Genomic DNA, 17,312 nt, shown 5'->3' on the forward strand with positions numbered 1-17,312 from the left:
TCCTTGTTTTATTGTTCCACGTTGTTGTTTCACCCTTCGGGGTGCTTTTTGAGCGGCAGCGCCGTTGCCGGCGGCGGCCACCGTTCGAAAATTCTCAGTCCCAGGTCACAGTCTCGGCAACCGTGATGCCGCGCCGGGCCAGTTCGTCGAAGAAGCGGTCCTCGGGCACATCGAGCAGCGGGTTGAGCAGGCCAGGTTTGGTTATGTCGCCGCGCGCGAGCATCTGCGCCACGATGCTGGCGGGGTAGCCGACGCCGAGGCTCATGCCGAACAGGCCGGAGGCCAGGTCGCGCTCGATGATCAGGTCCGACGTCACCGTCTTGCGGCGGCCGCCTTCGAGGCCGGAAAAGACATTGCGCATCACGCACAGGTCCTTTTCGCCGGGGCCGTATTGCAATTGCGGCCCGAGCAGCCGGCCGAGGAATTCGCGTGGGCTGGAGCCGGTGCCGGGCACCTTGTCTTCGGAGAGGAAGCCGAGCTCCTTCAGCGGCGCCCAGAAGGCCGACCATCCCGGCCAGCGCAGCGTATAGCGGCCCGAGCGGCGCAGCCCTTTTGCCGCGTCCAGCATCTCGACATAGTGCAGCGCATCGCCATTGGGGAAGGCTTCAAGCCGGCCCAGGCCCGCGACCTCGATCTCATGGATGAAGGGATTGTCATGCTGCTGGCCGGCCGGCACCGCGACGCGTTCGCCGTCATCGATCATCACGCTGTCGCGGTTCTGGCTGACCAGAACCATGTCGAAGTTCCAACTCACCTTGTAGCAGAGGGGCTTGGCCATCGCCTTCGGTTCGGGGATGCCGCCGCAATAGGAATCGATCGCGGCGATGCTATCGAACTGCCTTGCGGCGCGCGCGTAGAGCACAAGGTCGATGCCGGGGTCGAGCCCGCATTCGGTCATGATCGAGACGCCGGCCTGTTCGGCGGCCGGCGCCAGGTCGGCGATGGCCTTGCCGTAATTGGTGGTGACCAGCGGCGTGCGCGTTGCGATCGCGGCCTGGATCGCCTCGCGCATCAGCGGCTGCGGCAACAGGTCGATGACGGCGTCGACATCCGCCAGCACGCCGGCCAGGGCGGGGCCGATCGCGCCTTGCGGTACCACGAAGCGCACGCGGGCAAGGTCGGTCAGGCCGTCAAGCCGAGCCGCACCATCCGCTGCCGTGTCGACGCAAACCACGTCCTCGACACCGCTGGCGACGAGATCGGCGATCGCCGCCCGGCCTTGCAGGCCGAGACCGCCGAGAACCGCGATCTTCATGCCGGCTCCTTGCGGACGCTGTCGTCCGACCAGCAGCCTTCCGGCAGGCTGACCCATTTGTTGCAGGAGGCCATGACGACGAAGGTCTCGCTGCGCACGACTTCGCCCGGCTCGCCGGCACCCGGGATCAGCTCGCTGGTGACGCGGTAGAGATCGGCGACGTCACCGGCCACCGTCACGTCGACGATGATGTCGAAGCGCCCGGTGACCACCGAGGCCGAGTTGACGAAGGGCAGTTCGGAAATGCGCTGGGCCAGTTCGCGGGCCCGGCCGCGTCCTTGCGCATTGATGCCGACAATGGCCGAGATCAGCTCGGGGCGCTCGGTCAGGTTCAAAAGCCCGACGACCTTGAGCAGGTTGCGGTCGAGCAGGTTGCGCAGGCGCGTGCGCACCGTCGGCACCGAAATCGCCAATATCTCGGCGAGGCGGTTGATGCCCGGCTGCGCGTCCTGCGACAGCTGTTTGACCAGCCGCCGATCGGTCAGATCGAGATGTTCCCGCAAAGGCCTTGTCTTTCATAAAAAGAAAAAATTCAGGCATTTTTTTTGCCAATGTGCAAACAAGCTACGTCACGAATTTTTGAAATGCAAGGCAATGATTCCACGCTGATGGGGATATGTCGGCGCCGGCCGGCGCGGGGTTGCGGCCGCTGGCGTGGCTTCAGACCAGTGCGGCGGCCAGCAATTTCGCTTGTGGCGTCAGCTCGTCGAAGCGGCGGGCGCAGAGATTGAGCTGGCGCGTCGCCCAGTCGTCGGTCAGCCGCAGGCTGCGCAGCGTGCGTGCCGACCCGCGCGCCGCACTTTCCGGCACGATGCCGATGCCCGCGCCTTGCGCGACCAGCCGGCAGACATTGTCGAGGCCAGGCACGCGGATGCGGATATGCAGATGGCCGCCAAGGCGGGCGGCCTGGCGCGTGATGTGCTCCTGCAGCGCATGACCGGTGCTGAGCCCGACGAAGGATTCACCGAGAATGTCGGCGAGGCTTGCTGTACGGCCTTCGAGGCCGGGCCAGTTCCGCGCTGCGATCACCACCAGGCGGTCGATGAAGAACGGTTTCTGCTCGAGATGCGAAAGGCCAGCCCAGGTGCTGCGCCAGCGGATGAGCGTCGAAACCTTTCGCACAGTGTTCTTTATCGGGCTGCTGGCGCTGGGGTCTATCTCGCGGGGGAGGTGGTGCTGTAGACTTATCCGTTGGATCAGCTACAGCCCCCGCCGGCCGTACAAGAAAATGGCAGACTGACAAAATGAGCCTTCATGTGCTGAAATTGGTAGCCTGCGCAGACGGGCATCAACAATTTATCGATGGGGAGCGCCGCGCGCTTTTGGTTTTTGCCAACACCGATAGTCTGGAGTCGGCGTTATGCTCAACGCCAACGCATCTTGTCACCTGTGGCTGGCAGCATATCGAGGTGCGGGACGCAAAGACGTTGGCAGTTGAAGTTTCTTCAATAGGCGATGACGTTTTGCGACATGCCGCAGAGGCAGCCCTTCAAGACGGATACGCGATCGTCGTCTATGCGACGCCTGTCACGGACTTTAACTCATAGATTCAAACAGACCCACCACCACGCATAGAGGTGACTGCGGCTGAGGTGCACGACCGGGCCTCGGCGAGTGAAACCGGATCCGACAGCGTCACGCAGCGTCCCACGGGGCCTTTGTCGTCATGGTACGGCGCAATCGCTCGTTCGGTTGCGGCGGCGCGTCGAGACGTGCCAGAAACGGAGCGTGGATATCCGGCTCGACGGTAAACACGGGACGGTCAAGCAACGCTTCCTCGGTGGCCCGTTGCGACGCTTCAAGCATGAAGTCCGTCCGATTCTTGCCGAGCAACTCTGCTGCCCGGTCAATCAGGGTGCGAACTTCCGGCTTGACGCGGATATTAAGCGGAACGCTCTTCGGCAACGGTTAATGTGACGTTGGCATGGATAGACAGCTCCTTTCATCGTCCAGACACAGCAGATCGCGATGACAATGTCACTGCGGGCAAGCGAGCATGGCGCAACGGCTCAATAGAGCCCGTCATCTGCGGCTGACCCTAGCGAACCACCAGAACCGGGATCTCGGTCTAGGACAGCACCTCGGCGGTCTGGCTGCCCAACGGCAGCCTGCCCAGTCCCCGGCGGCCATGCGAGGCCATCACAATCAGGTCGCAGCCTTCGGCCTGCGACAGTTCCAGGATCGCTTCGGAGGGCTTTTTGTCCTCGATATGCACCACCACAGCGCGCACGTTGCCGACCAGGCCAGGCGACCACACACTTTCGCGTCAGCCGGATTCCCCTTCGACAGATCGTCATCTAAGGTGCCGGCAACTTTGAGGGGCACCCGTATGAGCAGCACGTTTCCGCAGATCCATCTGGTCCGGCATGGCGAGACGGCGTGGAGCCTTTCGGGGCAGCACACCGGCCGCACCGACATGCCGCTGACGCCGGCCGGCGAGGCCGCCGCGCGCGGCGTGGCGGACCGCCTGAGGGGCCTGTCGTTCTCGGCCGTATGGTCGAGCCCGTCGCAGCGTGCCTACAACACCAGCGTGCTGGCCGGCTTTGGTGCCGAGAGCGTCAAGAAGGACGATTTGCAGGAGTGGGACTACGGCGCCTATGAGGGTCTGACGACAAAACAGATCCTGGCCGAGCGGCCCGGCTGGAACGTGTTTCGCGATGGTTGCCCGAAGGGCGAGATGGCGGCCGATGTCGGCGCACGGGCCGATACAATCGTCGCCGCGCTGCGCAAGGCCAATGCCAGCATCCTGGTGTTTTCCAGCGCGCATTTCCTGCGCGTGCTGGCGGCCCGCTGGATCGGCCTGCCGCCGGAAGGCGGCGCGCTGTTTGTGCTGGACACCGCAAGCATCAGCGCGCTCGGCTATGAGCACGATCTGACCGAGCCGGTCATCCGCAAATGGAACCAGAAGTAGGGGGCGCAGGCGCCAACTGCCAAAGCTGTCCCGCGACCAAATGGTTCGACGTGGCCTAATGCATGTCGCTCAAAAGTGGCCCCGGTTTTGAGACAACGACATGCATACAAACAAAGACTTAAAGCGCGGCGCATGAATCCGTTTCGACGCGACGCGCTTTAGAAAAGTGCGCGGTGTCGGCTTGCACTTTGATCGACATCGATCCGTTGTCGCATCTCCGATCTCCTATATGCTTAGTGCACGGCATAGGATCGGCCATGGCCTTCACTGTCATATGGTATGGGAAAACAGGCATTGTGGCAAAGACGCCATTCGATGCCGAGAAGGCTGCGAGGGATCACGCCATGGCGACTTTCCCCGCTCGAAAGCTGGAGGACGGCATTGTAGCGGTGGAGGTTCGCAAAGACGACGGCACGGTCGTTTTCAGCAAGGCAGGGTGACGAATAGCTGCCAATTGGACCTAAGGGCCAAAACGCCCGCCGACGTGATCGGCAATGCCATTGAAGTGATCGTGAAGGCCAGTGTCTCAGTTTGAAATTCGCCACGATCGCAGTGCTTAGGAGTGGCAATGAAGCTTGAGAGCACCCTTACTTGCCCTGAGTGCGGACATCAGTCTGTGGAAACGATGCCGACCGACGCCTGCGTTCACTTCTACGAATGCAAAAACTGCGGCGTGCTCTTGAAGCCCTTGGCGGGTGATTGCTGCGTTTTCTGCTCATATGCCGATCTGCCATGCCCGCCGCTTCAGGAAATAGCCGTGACCGCCGTTGCTAACGGCCAGAAGCCTCCGCCGGCGTAGTTGGCAATGCCGTGCGCGTCATGCGCATGATCGAGCGTTGAATTTCAAACTGACCCACCGCCGCAAGGCGCCTGGTTTGCCAAAGGCGCGACAGCTGGGGCGACCTGCGGCAGGGTCGCCATCGGCAGCTATTTGTCGACCTTCTTGATCGCCTCGGCGGTCACGGGCGTGAAGAAGTTCACCAGATTGCCATCCGGGTCGCGGAACAGCAGCGAGCGGTTGCCCCAGGGCATGGTGGTCGGCTTCTGCACGGTTGCGTCCTTGATGGTGTCGGACAGCCTGGCGAATTCCGCATCGACGTCGCCGACGCGGAATTCGATGATGGCGGTGTGGTTGTCGGCGGGGCGGGCGACGTCGCCACCGAACAGCTGCAAGGTGCGCGTGCTGCCGATCGCCAGCGTGCAGGCCGGTGTCGCCAGTTCGGCGAAGTCTTCCGTGTACATCGTCACGGGCATGCCGGTGATCTCGCCGTAGAAGCGCACGAGGCGCTGGACGTCTGACGTGATGATGCGGACGGAGACGAAATTCATTGTTTTGTTCCCTGATTGCTGAGCCGCCGCCGGGCTCCCGTGATCGCCTTATAGGCCAGGGCTCCTGACAGCTTACCGTCAGGAGTGGGGCCAGACAGGCGGCAGGCCGAAGGGAGCAAAAAGGTCGGGGCCGAGTGGGCCGACATAGACCGTCAGCGAGGCGATCCCGCCGTCGGCCGGCTCGATGACATGCAGCGACTGGGCGCGCCATTCGGGATCCTGGTGGCGGCGGGCGTAGATCGCGACCGCGGGCTGGCCGTTGGCCCTGGTGGCGACCGCGTGGTAGCCGGCGAAATTGCCCCAGACAGTCTTGAAGAAACCGCGGATCGCCTCGCGTCCCTGATACCAGTCCCGCCATGGCGGCATGTGGTAGGTGGCGTCCTCGCGCAGCAATTCGATGAAGCCGTCGAGATTGGCGGCCTGCCAGGCCTGCATGTAGCGTTCGAGCAGCAGGCCTTCCTCGCTGTTGGGGCGCGAGCGCTGCAGCGGACGCCCCTGCGGATAGCGCTCGCCAAGCGTTGCGCGGGCGCGCTGCAGGGCGCTGTTGATCGAGGCGGTGGAGCCGCCAAGCAATTGCGCGGTCTCGAGCGCCGACCAGCCCAGCACGTCGCACAGCAAAAGGGCGGCGCGCTGCCTCGGCGGCAGAGACTGGATCGCGGCGACGAAGGCGAGTTGCACGGCTTCGCGGGTCTCGTAACGCGCTTCCGGGCCAGGCTCGCCGTCGACGAGGTCCGGCAGCTCGGTGTCCGGGTAGGGCTCCAGCCATGCGAGCTCGGCGGCGGGTCCGGCGGCGGCGCGTCCTTCGGTCGGCGGCCGTCCGGGCGGCGCGACAATGCGCTGCGCTGATGACCGCGCCTTGATGGCGTTGAGGCAGCTGTTGGTGGCGATTGTGTAGAGCCAGCCGCGCAGCGAGCCGCGCCCATCGAATTGCGACCGGCCGCGCCATGCCTTCAGGAACGTGTCCTGGACGAGGTCGTCGGCCTCGTGCAGCGAACCCATCATCCGGTAGCAGTGCAGCTTGAGCGCGCGGCGGTGGGCCATTGTCAAGCGCTCGAAGGCCAGCCGATCGAGGATCGGCTGGCCTTGCTCGCCCAATGGCTCAAGCGGGCCGGGAGCGTCTGTCATATCGAGCCCACTGTGTTGAATTCGACTGGCATCCTGCGCGCCTCATGCCGCCGCCGCAAGTCCGCTGCCGCTGACGGTGAAGGAGACGCCTTGCAGCTTGCCGCCGGCGAGCGTGACCACGGCGTGTCCGACATCGGCCGGCGTCTGCATGTCGGTCATGCTGGCGAGGAAATCCGCCGGGCTGATGCCGAGATAGGCCGAGACGCCGTCGATACCGCGCTGGCCGACGCCGGTGCCCGGCATGATCCGCATCGGCACCAGCGCCATGAAGCGCAGGCCAAGGCCAAGCCGGTCCGCTTCCTTCTGACAATGGGCGGCAAGGAACATCTGCATGCGCTTGGCGCCGGAATAGCCGCCGGAGTTCGGCGGGCCGCCGCTGAGTGCTGCGCCGCTGGAGATCAGCACCACCCGGCTGTCCGGCTTCAGCCGGCCCTGAAGTGCGGCCTTGCAAAACAGGAACGACGCCTTGACGTCCATGTCCCAGTTCGCGGAGAAGTCCTCCCAGCTTTGGTCCTGCACGGGTGCTGACGGGGCAAGGGCGCCGGCACAGATCACCAGCACGTCCGGCTGAAGTGTTGCGAACACCGTATCGGGCGCCGCCTCTTGCGTGGCGTCGGCCGCCAGCGTCTTGACGCCTGACGTCTCCCAGGAAAGCTCTTTCAAATCGGCTGCCCCGCGGGCAACGGCGAGCACCGTCGCGCCTTCGCTCAACACGGTTTCGACGATCGCGCGGCCGACACCCCGGCTGCCTCCGACGACGACGACATTCTGACCTTGTAACGATCCCATGGATCACCTCGCTTGTCCGGCGTCTGGACCATTCCACCGCCTGTAGATCAGGACAGCGCGGGTGAGCGGAAATCATCGGTGGGTGGTAAAGATTTTTCCGAGGTGTCGCGGTTGAAGAAGCCAGCACCCGCCGTCGAGTGCCACAGAGCGCAGCCTTTGAGTTGTTCACTCACCCCGCCAGCAGCGCCAACTCCTCCGGCGTCAGGTGCCGCGCCGTGCCCTTGGCGAGGTCGCCGAGCGGCAGGCGGCCGATGGCGATGCGGATCAGGCGCAGCACTTCGATGTCATGCGCGGCGAGCAGGCGGCGGATGTGGCGGTTGCGACCCTCGTCGAGCACGACCTCCAGCCAGGCGGTGCGGCCGCCGCTGCGCAAAAGCTCGATCGCGTTTGTGGTCAGGGTCTCGCCGTCGATGGTCACGCCGGCGCGCAATCTCTCCAGCATCGCCGCGTCGGGCACCGTGCCGATCTGCACGTGATAGGTCTTAGGCAGATGCGAGGCCGGGTCCATCAGCCGGTTGGCAAACTGGGTGTCGTTGGTCATCAGCAGCAGGCCTTCGCTCGCCTTGTCGAGCCGGCCAACCGGCGAGACGAAGGGCAGGTCGAGCCCGTCGAGGCAGGCATAGACGGTGTCGCGCTGTTGCGGGTCGTCGCGGGTGGTGACCAGCCCGCGCGGCTTGTTGAGGATGAGATAGACCTTGCGCTCGGCAACCACCGGCCGGTCGTCGACGACGATGCGGTCGCGGTTGAGGTCGACGCGAAGGGCCGCATTGCGCACCACCTTGCCGCCGACGCGCACGCGGCCTTCCGCGATCAGCAGCTCTGCCTGGGTGCGCGAGCACAGGCCGAGCTTCGACAGCGCCCGGTTGAGACTGACGCCGGGTAGCCTGGCCGGCTTTCCGGCGGGTGGTGGTGGTCGTGCTGCCATGCTGCTGCGGATCGGTCCGTTGTGTCAGACAGATGCCACGGGCGATGACGGCTTCGCAAGCCGGATGCGGCGAGTGGGCGGTGGGGTGCTACTCTCGCCCGTTGAAAAACGCCGTCAGCACGGGCGCGTGCGCAGTGGGTTTCAGCATGTGGTTCCGGCCGGCCAGCGTCCGATAGCGGGCATTGGGCAGCGCCTCGGCCAGCGCCTTGTTGCCATGCTGCATCCAGAGCGGGCTCTTGCCGCCATCGGTCACCAGCGTCGGCACGCGCACCGAGGCCCAGCGGGCAGGGTCGAGCGTCTTGCCGAGCTGATCGCCGGCAACGATGGCGCCGTCATAGGGCAGTGTGTGCGCCACCGCCTTGAGTTTGCGCCAGATCGGCGTCAGCCGCATGAAGGCAATCAGCAGGCCGGGCATGCCGACCGATCTGAGGAAGGCGGTCACGGCGTCGCCGCGCCGGCCTTCCGCGATCGCGGCCCGGATCGTTGCCCAGTCGCCTTGCGTGGTCTCGCGGCTGTCGTCGACGACCAGTGGCGCCTCGTAGAGCGCCAGCTTGCTGATGCCGGGCAGGCGGGTTGCCGCCGTCAGCGCCAGCATGGCGCCCGACGACATGCCCCAGACGAAAGCCTCGCCGCCGGCTGCCTGGAGCACGGCCTCGATGTCGTCGACCTCGCGCTCGGCCGCGTAGGGCGCGGTGTCGCCGCTGTCGCCACGGCCACGGCGGTCGTAGCGGAATACGGTGAAGTTGCCTTCGAGCGCCTTGGCCAGCGGACCGCTCGGGCCCATGGTGCGGGAACAGAGCGCGCCGTCGACGAGGATGAGCGGATGGCCCTGGCCACGGCGCTCGCAGGCGATCGGCGTTCCATCCCGCGACAGGACGGCTTGCGTCGTTGGCCCTTCAGCCAGCATGGCTGCCTCCTATCAGCTGCTCGAGCCGGTCGAAGCTTTGCGTCCAGCCGCCGCGCATGCCGAGCGCCAGCAGGCGCTCGCGGTCGGCGACGCTGGCCAGCGTCACCTCGAAATGGACGTGGGTTCGCCGCGCATCCGGCGTGAAGGTTACCGTATGGCGGCTTTGCCCCGGCGGCTTGCCGGCCCATTCGCGCAATTCGGGATCCGGCTCGTCGGAATAAATCAGCCTGATGTTCTCAACGATTTCGAGATAGCTGCCCTGGTTGCGGTAGAGCGCGCCGCTGGCGGTCAACATGTCGATGCACCAGCGGCCGCCGATGCGTACGTCAAGCACACAATGCGGAATGGTGCAGTCCTTGATGCCCCACCATTGCGCCACCAGCACAGGATCCGTCCACAGCCGGAAGACACGCTCGACCGGGGCGTCGAAAACCCGCTGGATGGCAAAGCTGCGGTCGGCGGCCGAGGCCTGGGGCGCGCTCATTCCGGTTTGTCCGTGCCGCGCCGCAGCAAGTCCTCCATGCGGTCGAAGCGGCCTTCCCAAAGCTTGCGATAGCCGTCCAGCCAGCGGTCGATGTCGCACAGCGGCTTGAGCTCGATGCGGCTCAGATGCTTCTGCGCCGACCGGCTGCGGGTGACCAGGCCTGCCTGCTCCAGCACGCCGACATGCTTGGAGATTGCCCGCACGGTCAGCGCGAAAGGTTGCGCCAGTTCGGCGACCGAGGCTTCGCCGTCGAGCAGCCGGGCAAGAATGGCCCGACGCGTCGGATCGGCGAGGGCGGCGAATGTGTCGTCGAGGGATATTTGAATTGCCATTGTGGAACCAATTAGTTCTGGAACTATTTGGTTCTATAAAAGACGTCACTTGCTGCGTCAACCGAGAAAAGCGTGAAACGGGGTGTTCGTCATGATCGCGCAAAGCTCACACATTGAAGGCGGCCCGCGAAGGGCAAGGCGTTGCCCGCGCCAAAAATCCGATAATTCCGATAATTTGCTCAACAGTTCCGTTGCATCGATTATTGCGCAAAGTGTTGACCCTGGGTTAGCATCCCCGCGCTGACGTCGATGGGAGGCACTTTTCAACAGCGGCGACCAGCTGGAGCGGCACGCGTTTTCGGGCGCACGGAGGATGCTCCAACACTTTGAACTGACGCATGATCCCTTCCCAAGACCGATCCCGGCCTTGGGGATGATGCGTCTCTGTGGAGGAGGATCCTATGAACAGACGTGAATTCCTGCTGTCGTCCGCGGCCTTTGGCGCCATGATGCTTGCCGCACCCTCGGTATTTGCCGAGGACAAGCTGACCATCCTCGGCTCGGTGCCCAATCTCGGCTTTCCGTTCTTCGTGCACATGCTGAACGAGATCAAGGCCGAGGCCGCCGCGCAAGGCGTCAACCTGACCGAGAGCGACGGCCAGAACTCGGCCACCAAGCAGACCGCCGACATCGAGGCGGCGCTGGTGCAGAAGGTCAACGCCATCGTCATCTCGCCGCTCGACGTCAACGCGCTGGCGCCGGCCATCGAAGAAGCGGTCAAGGCCGGCGTTCCCGTGGTGACGATCGACCGCCGTGTCGACGGTGTCGAGGGCATTCTGGCCCATGTCGGCGCCGACAATGTCAAGGGCGGCGAGGCGGAAGCCAATGCCATGGTGGCGGCGTTCCCCAATGGCGCCAAGATCTTCCATCTGCAGGGCCAGCCCGGTGCCGGGCCGGCGATCGACCGCAACAAGGGCGTCCACAATGTGCTCGATCCCTTGAAGGACAAGTACCAGATCGTCTTCGAGCAGACCGCCAACTTCGCCCGCGCCGAGGCGCTGTCGGTGACAGAGGCCGGCCTTGCCGCCAACGGCAAGCCGGACGCCATCGTCTGCGCCAATGACGACATGGCGCTCGGCGCCATGGAGGCCTGTGCCGCCCGCAACTTCACCGACGTCAAGATCTACGGCTTCGACGCGCTGCCGGAAGCGCTGGTCGCGGTGCGTGACGGCAAGCTCGCCGGCACCGTCGAGCAATTCCCCGGCGAGCAGTCGCGCACAGCGGTGCGCATCGCGGTGGCCTATGCCAAGGACAAGACCGAGCCGAAGGAGAAGCTGGTGCTTTTGACGCCCATCGTCATCGGCAAGGACAATCTCGACAAGGCCGAGCGGATTGGCGAGACGAAGTAGTCTGTGAGAGCCAGGCGCATGGCGGATGGAGGTCGCGCTTTGTCGCGCCCCCCTCTGTCCTGCCGGACATCTCCCCCACGAGGGGGGAGATCGGCCGTCGCTTTGGTTTTCGCCAATCGCCAGCCTTGCAGAAGAGGCGCTGCCGGCAAAACTGCCAATCTCCCCCCTTGTGGGGGAGATGTCCGGCAGGACAGAGGGGGGCGCTGTCCCGCTGCCTGCAGCAATCCGGGAGCAACCCTTGCCAGCCGCTGAAGCCGCCACCGCATCGCCCGTCCTGCTTGCCGTCGAGGGCGTCACCAAACATTTCTCCGGCGTGACCGCACTGAGCGATGTCTCGCTCGACATCCGGCCCGGCGAAATCCTTGGCCTCTTGGGCGAAAACGGCGCCGGCAAATCGACGTTGCTCAAGATCCTGTCCGGCGTCATGCCGCCCTCCAGCGGCCACATCACTTTCGACGGCGCCGACTATCATCCATCCAGCCCGCAGGATGCCAAGCGGCTTGGCATCGTCACCATCTATCAGGAGCTGAGCCTGATCCCGACGCTGACGGTGGCCGAGAACATTTTTGTCGGCCGCGCGCCGATCGGCCCGCTCGGGCTGGTCAGCTGGCGGCGTATGGAGGTAGAATCCCGCGCGATCATCGCCCGCGTCGGTCTCTCCATCGACCCGATGACGCCGGTCTCGGCATTATCGGTGGCCGAACAGCAGCTGGTCGAGATTGCTCGCGCCTTGTCGCTGAAAAGCCGGCTGATCATCATGGACGAGCCGACTTCGGCGCTGACCGAGACCGAGGTGCAGCGGCTGCTGTCGATCATGGACCGGCTGCGCAGGGATAAGGTCGCCATCATGTTCGTCACCCATCGGCTGGAGGAGGCGTCGGCCATCTGCGACCGCATGACAGTGCTGCGCGACGGCAGGCTGGCCGGGCATCTCGACCGCCAGGGCGGGCCGATCGCGCTGCCGAAGATCATCGAGAAGATGGTCGGCCGTGCCGCGTCCGAACTCTATGCACGGCCGGCGCAGCGCGCCGTGGCCGGCGATGTCGTGCTGTCGGTGCGGGGCCTGCGTACCGTGCGCGACCCCGAGGCGCCGCATGCCATCGTGCTCGACGGCGTCGACATCGACCTCAAGGCGGGCGAAATCCTCGGCGTTGCCGGCCTGGTCGGCTCGGGTCGCACGGAATTGGCGCGCGCCATCTTCGGTGCCGACCGCATCGCCGCGGGCACCATCACGCTCGACGGCCAACCCATCGCGCCGGCCTCACCGGCGGACGCCATCGCGCTCGGCATCGGCCTTGTGCCGGAGGACCGCAAACACCAGGCGATCTTTGCCGCACTCGGCATCCTGCCGAATTTCTCCGTCGCGTCGCTCGGCACGTTCAGCAACGGCTTCGGCTTCATGGCCGAGCGGCGCGAACGCGACGCGCTTGCCGGCTTCAGGAAAATGCTGTCGATCCGCATGGCCTCGGTCGAGCAGGCGATCGAGGGCCTGTCGGGCGGCAACCAGCAGAAGGTGATCCTGGCGCGCTGGCTGGCGCGCGATCCAAAGGTGCTGATCGTCGACGAGCCGACGCGCGGCGTCGATGTCGGCGCCAAGACAGAAGTGCACCAGATCCTGGTGCAACTGGCGGCGCGCGGCATCGCGGTGATGATGATCTCGTCCGAGCTGCCCGAGGTGCTGGCGGTTTCGGACCGCATCGTCACCATGCGCCGGGGACGCATCACCGGCGAGATGCCGGGCGTCGAGGCAAACGAGGAAAAACTGATGGAACTGATGGCGCTCGACAGACAGGACGCGAAGGGGCAGGCACGATGAGCGTGGCGGGAGAAGAGAACCAGCGTGGCGGCATCAACATAACGCGGCTGCTGATGAGCTTCGGGCCGCTGCTGTTCCTGGCCGCTTTGGTCGTCGTTTTCACCGTGCTGAAGCCGAGCTTCATCGACCCGATCAACCTGTTCAACATCACGCGGCAGATCTCGATCACCGGGCTGATCGCGCTCGGCATGACCTTCGTCATCCTCACCGCCGGCATCGACCTGTCGGTCGGCTCGCTGCTCGCCTTCTGCGGCATGGTCGCCGCCGTGGTCGCCAAGGGCGGCACCGCCAACACGCTGTCGCTGTCGACTTCCGGCACGCAGGGCTATGGCTGGTTCGCCGCGCTGCTGGCCGCCGTCGTGGTGGGGGCGGCCGCCGGCGGCGTGCAGGGCCTTGCCATCACCCGGCTGAAAGTGCCGCCCTTCGTCGTCACGCTGGGCGGGCTGACGGTGTTTCGAGGGCTGACGCTGACCATTTCCAATGGCGGCCCGATCTCCGGCTTCGACGCCTCGATGCGCTGGTTCGGCACCGGCCTGATCGGTCCGGTGCCGGTGCCGGCGCTCATCTTCGCGGCGGCCGCCATCCTGTGCCATATCGTGCTGCGCTACACGCGCTACGGCCGCGCCGTCTATGCCGTTGGCGGCAACGCCGAGGCGGCACGGCTATCCGGGCTGCGCGTCGACCGCATCCTGGTCTCGGTCTATGTGATCGTCGGCTTCTTTGCCGGGCTCGCTGCCTTCGTGCTGTCGGCGCGGCTCAACTCCTCGGAGGCGGTCGCCGGCATCGGCTATGAGCTGACGGTGATCTCGGCCGTCGTCATCGGCGGCACCTCGCTGTTCGGCGGCATCGGTTCGGTCGGCGGCACAGTGGTCGGCGCGGCGTTAATCGGCGTGCTGCAGAACGGGCTGCAGTTCAACAACGTCTCGTCCTACACGCAAAGCATCGTCATCGGCCTGATCCTGATCCTGGCGGTGGCGTTTGACCGGTGGCTGAAGTCGCGGGTGCGAAGGTGAGGGTCAGGCCGCTTCCAGCGCCCACAGATGGTGACCGTAACGGCGGAAGTAGCGTGCCAGCAGACGCTGCTGCTTGGCTCTGATGAGATCGGGCAGGCGCCGCTCCTGGCGCCAGCGCGGCATGTTGCGCCAGAAGGCGATGAAGCGGGCGGCGTCCTCGATGGCTTCTTGCGCCGACAGCGCCGGGCCGATCGCCGCCAGGAACAGCGCCTCCGAATGTTTCAGCGCATCAATGACCGCCTTGCGCCTGACATGATCCTGGCGCGCGCGCTCGATGCCGTTGCGGCGGATTGCCTCGAAGGCTTCGAGCAGAGCAGGGCTGTCGCCGGTGTAACCGCAGGCGCGGGCGAAATCGGCGGCAAGAGTGTCCATCGTCGCTCCCGGATACGATGTGGCGGGCGGTTTGCGCCTCCGACTCACATTTGTGAGTGGATATAAGCATAACTCAAATAATTGTAGAAGAAAAACTTTTGGGAATCTTTGAAATGCGCGACTCGACTCGCGGCTCAAAACACAGGAATATGTGAACAAATCAGGAACAAAGGCGAGGAGGGGCGATGGCATTGCCAGGCAAGGAACCAGTGATCGCGCATGTCGCTTCGATATCGGTCGAGTGCGCCGATTGCGGCCGCAACAGGTGGTGGCGGCCCGATCAGCTGAAGCGGTTCGGGGTGACAGGAAACACACCGCTGGCCGCCCTTTCAGGACGCATCGTCTGCTCCGCCTGCCGCGCCGACGGGCTGCCGGGCGTGGCCATTTCGATCCAGGCGGCGTTCATCGACGAGCGCCAGCGCGTGCGCAGCGAAGCGCAGATGCTGAGCGACCGCGACGTGCCGCTGGAGGGGTCGAGGCGGGGGTGAGAAGAGGGGGGCGGCGCTGGTTTTCCCTTCTCCCACGGGGGGAAGGCAAAGGCGCCCGCTAATACCCCAGCAATTCCTTGAGCGGGATGACGCGCCAGACCTGTTTTATGGCGTAGCGGTTGAAGGTCAGCGTCTTCGGCGGATTGTACTGCTCGACCACCAGCTCGGCGGCGGTGCGCTTGACCAGCTTTTTGATGAAGGCCTTGCCGTTGCGCTCGTTTTCTTCCGGAAAGGTCTCGATCACGACATGGTCGCCGGGCACGGCCTCGCGGCCGCCGCAATAGATCATGTCGCCCGGTTCGTAGCGCGGCACCATGGAATCGCTAAGCACGTGCAGCGCGAACACCTTGGGGAGGTTGCGGATGCCAGGTGGGCGCTGGACATAGCCGGCTGGCTCACCGTTTAAGGTGAAGTCGCCGTCATCGCCGCCGACTGCGGCGCCCAGCACCGGGATATCCATCGGCCCGGCGGGCGGTGGGCCGGCATCGGTGACGATCTCTACGTCGGCGACCGGGCCGGCATCGTCGAGGAAGACGACCTCGCCCTTGCCCAGCGCCACCGGATCGACGCGCAGGAAGGCGGCGGTCTTCAGCAGGTTCTCGGTCTTGGGCAGATTGCGGCCGGTTTCCCAATTGCCGACGGCGGCGACATCGGTGTCGTTGTGCTCGGCAATGTGGCGCATGACGAGGCCGCGCTGCTTGCGCGCCTTGCGGATCGCCGCCCCGACCTTGATCGACAGTTCCGTTTTTGCCATGGCGCCCATGTGAGCGATGAAAGCGGCTCTCGTCTATGAAAGAATGGCTTGCATTTGTTTTTGAGTTATGCTTATATATGGCCATGCAAAACCTGTCCAGATTCGATGGCATCGTGGCGCCGGCCTCACGCGAGGCACATAAGGCGGTCATCGCCGCCGCCCTTCCGTCCCGGCCGTCCTCCTCCCCGGCCGGGGCGAAGCCCGAGGTTCCTTGCTTGATTGCATCGGCCTCGGATCCGGTCCGCCTGTCACCGGCGACCGGAACGGCCGGAGCCGCTGCTCCCAGCGGCTCCGGCCCCCAATTCGATCGAGATGGCGCCGGTCCCGCTGGCTGCTCTTGCATCCGCACGCAGGACGGCACCGTCATCCTGTTCGACACGCTGACGGGCAGGGCCGTTTCCGCCCCTGACAGAAAAACGGCAGAGGCGCGGCTTTCGTGCCTCGCTGAACCGGCCGGGCAGCAAGCCCGGTTCGGCTGAGCCGGCGCCAGCCGGCCCTCGAACAAGACAACCCTGATTGCGGCCCAGGCAACCGGGCCGACCCCCGATGCTTGCCTGACGGCGCGCGGCCGTACGCAGAACTTTGGATGGAGACTGGAGATGGCAAGCTATACCGACGCGGAACTGCAAGAGATCGCCTGCTGGCTGAAGGACGGGCTTTCTGCCTCAAAGATCGCGGCGGCGTTCAGCGCGCTGCGCGGCAGCCCGGTGTCGCGCAACGCCATCATCGGCATCGTGCATCGCAACGCCATGCTCGGCGCGATCGGCTTTGCCCATGGCAAGGGGCTGCCTGCCGGAGCCAAGCGGGCTGCGGGCAAGCGCAGCAAACGGGCGAACGGAACGCCGGCACAGGGCAGGGCCATCGCCACCGCAGTTGCCGGCACGATCGACGTCGCATTCGCCACCGGCGGCGCCAGCGTGCGCGAGCCGGCCCGACTGAGGCGCGAACCGCCACCGGCCTCTGGCTGCCGCCACGCCTATTCGTGCACGAAGTGGGCGTGCTGATCGCCGATGGCGAAGCCTATCGCCTAGAGGTGCCGGTGCCGTCACGTGCGGCCGTTGGCCGCCAGCCGCATGGCGTGGCGATGCGCTTCATCGACTGCCTGTTCGGCCGCTGCCGCGCGCCGCTGGACCTGACGCTGGAGGAGGACCCTGAGAACGACGCACCGGGCGGCCGGCCGGGCGCCGACATGCTGTGCTGCGGCATGCGCACCAAGGCGCTGAAAAGCTATTGCACCTACCACCAAGCGCGCTTCCGCCGCCGGGTTTTTGAGGCGACGCCGGGGTGAGCATCCCTTCTCCCCGTTCACGGGGGTGAGACGTGATCCGCGCAGCGGACGAAAAGCCAATTGCTTGGCTTTTCGAAAGGCGAACGCCCGAAGCGACAGCGAAGGGCACCCTGCCGGCAGGCGGATGAGGGGCAGCGCCCAATGCGCAAGAAAGTGGATGAGCGGCCACGAGGAT

The 17,312-nt window shown here is 65.2% G+C and carries 21 protein-coding genes and 4 pseudogenes; 11 read left to right on the forward strand and 14 right to left on the reverse strand.

What is annotated here, in order from left to right; translation table 11 throughout:
• Positions 1 to 94: 94 nt before the first annotated feature.
• The 3 genes from ACFFNA_RS09945 to ACFFNA_RS09955 form a co-directional block, all read right to left on the reverse strand.
• Positions 95 to 1,255, reverse strand: coding sequence for a saccharopine dehydrogenase family protein (locus ACFFNA_RS09945; RefSeq protein WP_378917802.1), 1,161 nt, complete (start codon positions 1,253 to 1,255; stop codon positions 95 to 97).
• Positions 1,252 to 1,758: an Lrp/AsnC family transcriptional regulator gene (locus ACFFNA_RS09950; protein ID WP_378917804.1), complete on the reverse strand. Its 507-nt coding sequence runs from the start codon at positions 1,756 to 1,758 to the stop codon at positions 1,252 to 1,254. The genes ACFFNA_RS09945 and ACFFNA_RS09950 overlap by 4 nt, the downstream gene beginning before the upstream one ends.
• 157 nt (positions 1,759 to 1,915) lie before the next feature.
• Positions 1,916 to 2,377, reverse strand: a complete 462-nt coding sequence (locus tag ACFFNA_RS09955; RefSeq protein ID WP_378917806.1) for a LysR substrate-binding domain-containing protein — start codon at positions 2,375 to 2,377, stop codon at positions 1,916 to 1,918.
• A gap of 122 nt (positions 2,378 to 2,499) precedes the next feature.
• Here ACFFNA_RS09955 and ACFFNA_RS09960 point away from each other — a divergent pair, with 122 nt between their 5' ends.
• Entirely contained in the window at positions 2,500 to 2,802 is a 303-nt protein-coding gene (locus ACFFNA_RS09960) for a hypothetical protein (RefSeq protein ID WP_378917808.1), read from the forward strand.
• Between the two features lie 88 nt (positions 2,803 to 2,890).
• Here the strand turns inward: ACFFNA_RS09960 and ACFFNA_RS09965 are convergent, their stop codons facing one another.
• Entirely contained in the window at positions 2,891 to 3,160 is a 270-nt protein-coding gene (locus ACFFNA_RS09965) for a type II toxin-antitoxin system TacA family antitoxin (protein WP_378917810.1), read from the reverse strand.
• 163 nt (positions 3,161 to 3,323) lie between these two features.
• A pseudogene (locus ACFFNA_RS09970) lies at positions 3,324 to 3,485 on the reverse strand (universal stress protein); the annotation flags it as partial.
• Between the two features lie 99 nt (positions 3,486 to 3,584).
• On the opposite strand from ACFFNA_RS09970, the gene ACFFNA_RS09975 reads away from it, so the two are divergent.
• The 3 genes from ACFFNA_RS09975 (at position 3,585) to ACFFNA_RS09985 (ending at position 4,965) form a co-directional block, all read left to right on the forward strand.
• Positions 3,585 to 4,166 (forward strand): histidine phosphatase family protein, encoded by a 582-nt coding sequence (locus ACFFNA_RS09975; RefSeq protein ID WP_378917812.1) that lies wholly within the window; start codon positions 3,585 to 3,587, stop codon positions 4,164 to 4,166.
• 257 nt (positions 4,167 to 4,423) lie between these two features.
• Entirely contained in the window at positions 4,424 to 4,606 is a 183-nt protein-coding gene (locus ACFFNA_RS09980) for a hypothetical protein (RefSeq protein WP_111543268.1), read from the forward strand.
• A gap of 128 nt (positions 4,607 to 4,734) precedes the next feature.
• Positions 4,735 to 4,965, forward strand: coding sequence for a GDCCVxC domain-containing (seleno)protein (locus tag ACFFNA_RS09985; RefSeq protein WP_111543269.1), 231 nt, complete (start codon positions 4,735 to 4,737; stop codon positions 4,963 to 4,965).
• Between the two features lie 128 nt (positions 4,966 to 5,093).
• On the opposite strand, the gene ACFFNA_RS09990 is transcribed toward ACFFNA_RS09985, so the two are convergent.
• The 7 genes from ACFFNA_RS09990 to ACFFNA_RS10020 form a co-directional block, all read right to left on the reverse strand.
• Positions 5,094 to 5,495, reverse strand: coding sequence for a VOC family protein (locus tag ACFFNA_RS09990; RefSeq protein ID WP_378917815.1), 402 nt, complete (start codon positions 5,493 to 5,495; stop codon positions 5,094 to 5,096).
• A 78-nt stretch (positions 5,496 to 5,573) separates the two neighbouring features.
• Positions 5,574 to 6,620: an RNA polymerase subunit sigma-70 gene (locus ACFFNA_RS09995; RefSeq protein WP_378917817.1), complete on the reverse strand. Its 1,047-nt coding sequence runs from the start codon at positions 6,618 to 6,620 to the stop codon at positions 5,574 to 5,576.
• A gap of 42 nt (positions 6,621 to 6,662) precedes the next feature.
• Positions 6,663 to 7,409 (reverse strand): SDR family NAD(P)-dependent oxidoreductase, encoded by a 747-nt coding sequence (locus ACFFNA_RS10000; RefSeq protein ID WP_378917819.1) that lies wholly within the window; start codon positions 7,407 to 7,409, stop codon positions 6,663 to 6,665.
• A 169-nt stretch (positions 7,410 to 7,578) separates the two neighbouring features.
• Positions 7,579 to 8,334, reverse strand: a complete 756-nt coding sequence (locus ACFFNA_RS10005) for a pseudouridine synthase (RefSeq protein WP_378917821.1) — start codon at positions 8,332 to 8,334, stop codon at positions 7,579 to 7,581.
• An 88-nt stretch (positions 8,335 to 8,422) separates the two neighbouring features.
• Positions 8,423 to 9,241 carry an alpha/beta fold hydrolase gene (locus tag ACFFNA_RS10010; RefSeq protein WP_378917823.1) on the reverse strand — a complete coding sequence of 273 codons (819 nt, stop codon included), beginning with the start codon at positions 9,239 to 9,241 and terminating at the stop codon, positions 8,423 to 8,425.
• A complete protein-coding gene (locus ACFFNA_RS10015; RefSeq protein ID WP_378917825.1) occupies positions 9,231 to 9,725 on the reverse strand; it encodes an SRPBCC family protein in 495 nt (164 codons plus the stop codon). The genes ACFFNA_RS10010 and ACFFNA_RS10015 overlap by 11 nt, the downstream gene beginning before the upstream one ends.
• Positions 9,722 to 10,057 (reverse strand): ArsR/SmtB family transcription factor, encoded by a 336-nt coding sequence (locus tag ACFFNA_RS10020; protein ID WP_378917827.1) that lies wholly within the window; start codon positions 10,055 to 10,057, stop codon positions 9,722 to 9,724. The genes ACFFNA_RS10015 and ACFFNA_RS10020 overlap by 4 nt, the downstream gene beginning before the upstream one ends.
• Before the next feature lie 401 nt (positions 10,058 to 10,458).
• On the opposite strand from ACFFNA_RS10020, the gene ACFFNA_RS10025 reads away from it, so the two are divergent.
• The 4 genes and pseudogenes from ACFFNA_RS10025 to ACFFNA_RS10035 all read left to right on the forward strand — a co-directional run bounded on the left by ACFFNA_RS10025 (position 10,459) and on the right by ACFFNA_RS10035 (position 14,235).
• Positions 10,459 to 11,406 (forward strand): substrate-binding domain-containing protein, encoded by a 948-nt coding sequence (locus ACFFNA_RS10025; RefSeq protein ID WP_378917828.1) that lies wholly within the window; start codon positions 10,459 to 10,461, stop codon positions 11,404 to 11,406.
• A gap of 334 nt (positions 11,407 to 11,740) precedes the next feature.
• Positions 11,741 to 12,169: pseudogene (locus ACFFNA_RS41265) on the forward strand (ATP-binding cassette domain-containing protein); the annotation flags it as partial.
• A gap of 354 nt (positions 12,170 to 12,523) precedes the next feature.
• Positions 12,524 to 13,222, forward strand: a pseudogene (locus tag ACFFNA_RS41370) (ATP-binding cassette domain-containing protein); the annotation flags it as partial.
• A complete protein-coding gene (locus tag ACFFNA_RS10035; RefSeq protein WP_378917832.1) occupies positions 13,219 to 14,235 on the forward strand; it encodes an ABC transporter permease in 1,017 nt (338 codons plus the stop codon). The pseudogene ACFFNA_RS41370 and the gene ACFFNA_RS10035, both read left to right, overlap by 4 nt.
• 3 nt (positions 14,236 to 14,238) lie before the next feature.
• Here ACFFNA_RS10035 and ACFFNA_RS10040 read toward each other — a convergent pair whose 3' ends face one another.
• The gene (locus ACFFNA_RS10040; RefSeq protein ID WP_378917834.1) at positions 14,239 to 14,607 is read right to left on the reverse strand and encodes a hypothetical protein; all 369 of its coding nucleotides are present in this window, start codon (positions 14,605 to 14,607) and stop codon (positions 14,239 to 14,241) included.
• 185 nt (positions 14,608 to 14,792) lie between these two features.
• Between ACFFNA_RS10040 and ACFFNA_RS10045 the strand changes: the two genes are divergently transcribed.
• The gene (locus tag ACFFNA_RS10045; RefSeq protein WP_378917836.1) at positions 14,793 to 15,095 is read left to right on the forward strand and encodes a hypothetical protein; all 303 of its coding nucleotides are present in this window, start codon (positions 14,793 to 14,795) and stop codon (positions 15,093 to 15,095) included.
• A gap of 58 nt (positions 15,096 to 15,153) precedes the next feature.
• Here ACFFNA_RS10045 and ACFFNA_RS10050 read toward each other — a convergent pair whose 3' ends face one another.
• Positions 15,154 to 15,858: an XRE family transcriptional regulator gene (locus ACFFNA_RS10050; RefSeq protein ID WP_378917837.1), complete on the reverse strand. Its 705-nt coding sequence runs from the start codon at positions 15,856 to 15,858 to the stop codon at positions 15,154 to 15,156.
• Positions 15,859 to 15,884: 26 nt separating this feature from the next.
• On the opposite strand from ACFFNA_RS10050, the gene ACFFNA_RS10055 reads away from it, so the two are divergent.
• Entirely contained in the window at positions 15,885 to 16,328 is a 444-nt protein-coding gene (locus tag ACFFNA_RS10055; protein WP_378917839.1) for a hypothetical protein, read from the forward strand.
• Between the two features lie 120 nt (positions 16,329 to 16,448).
• A pseudogene (locus tag ACFFNA_RS10060) lies at positions 16,449 to 17,137 on the forward strand (GcrA cell cycle regulator).
• Positions 17,138 to 17,312: the final 175 nt, after the last annotated feature.

It is taken from the genome of Mesorhizobium kowhaii, assembly GCF_042431665.1.
GTDB lineage: Bacteria > Pseudomonadota > Alphaproteobacteria > Rhizobiales > Rhizobiaceae > Mesorhizobium > Mesorhizobium kowhaii.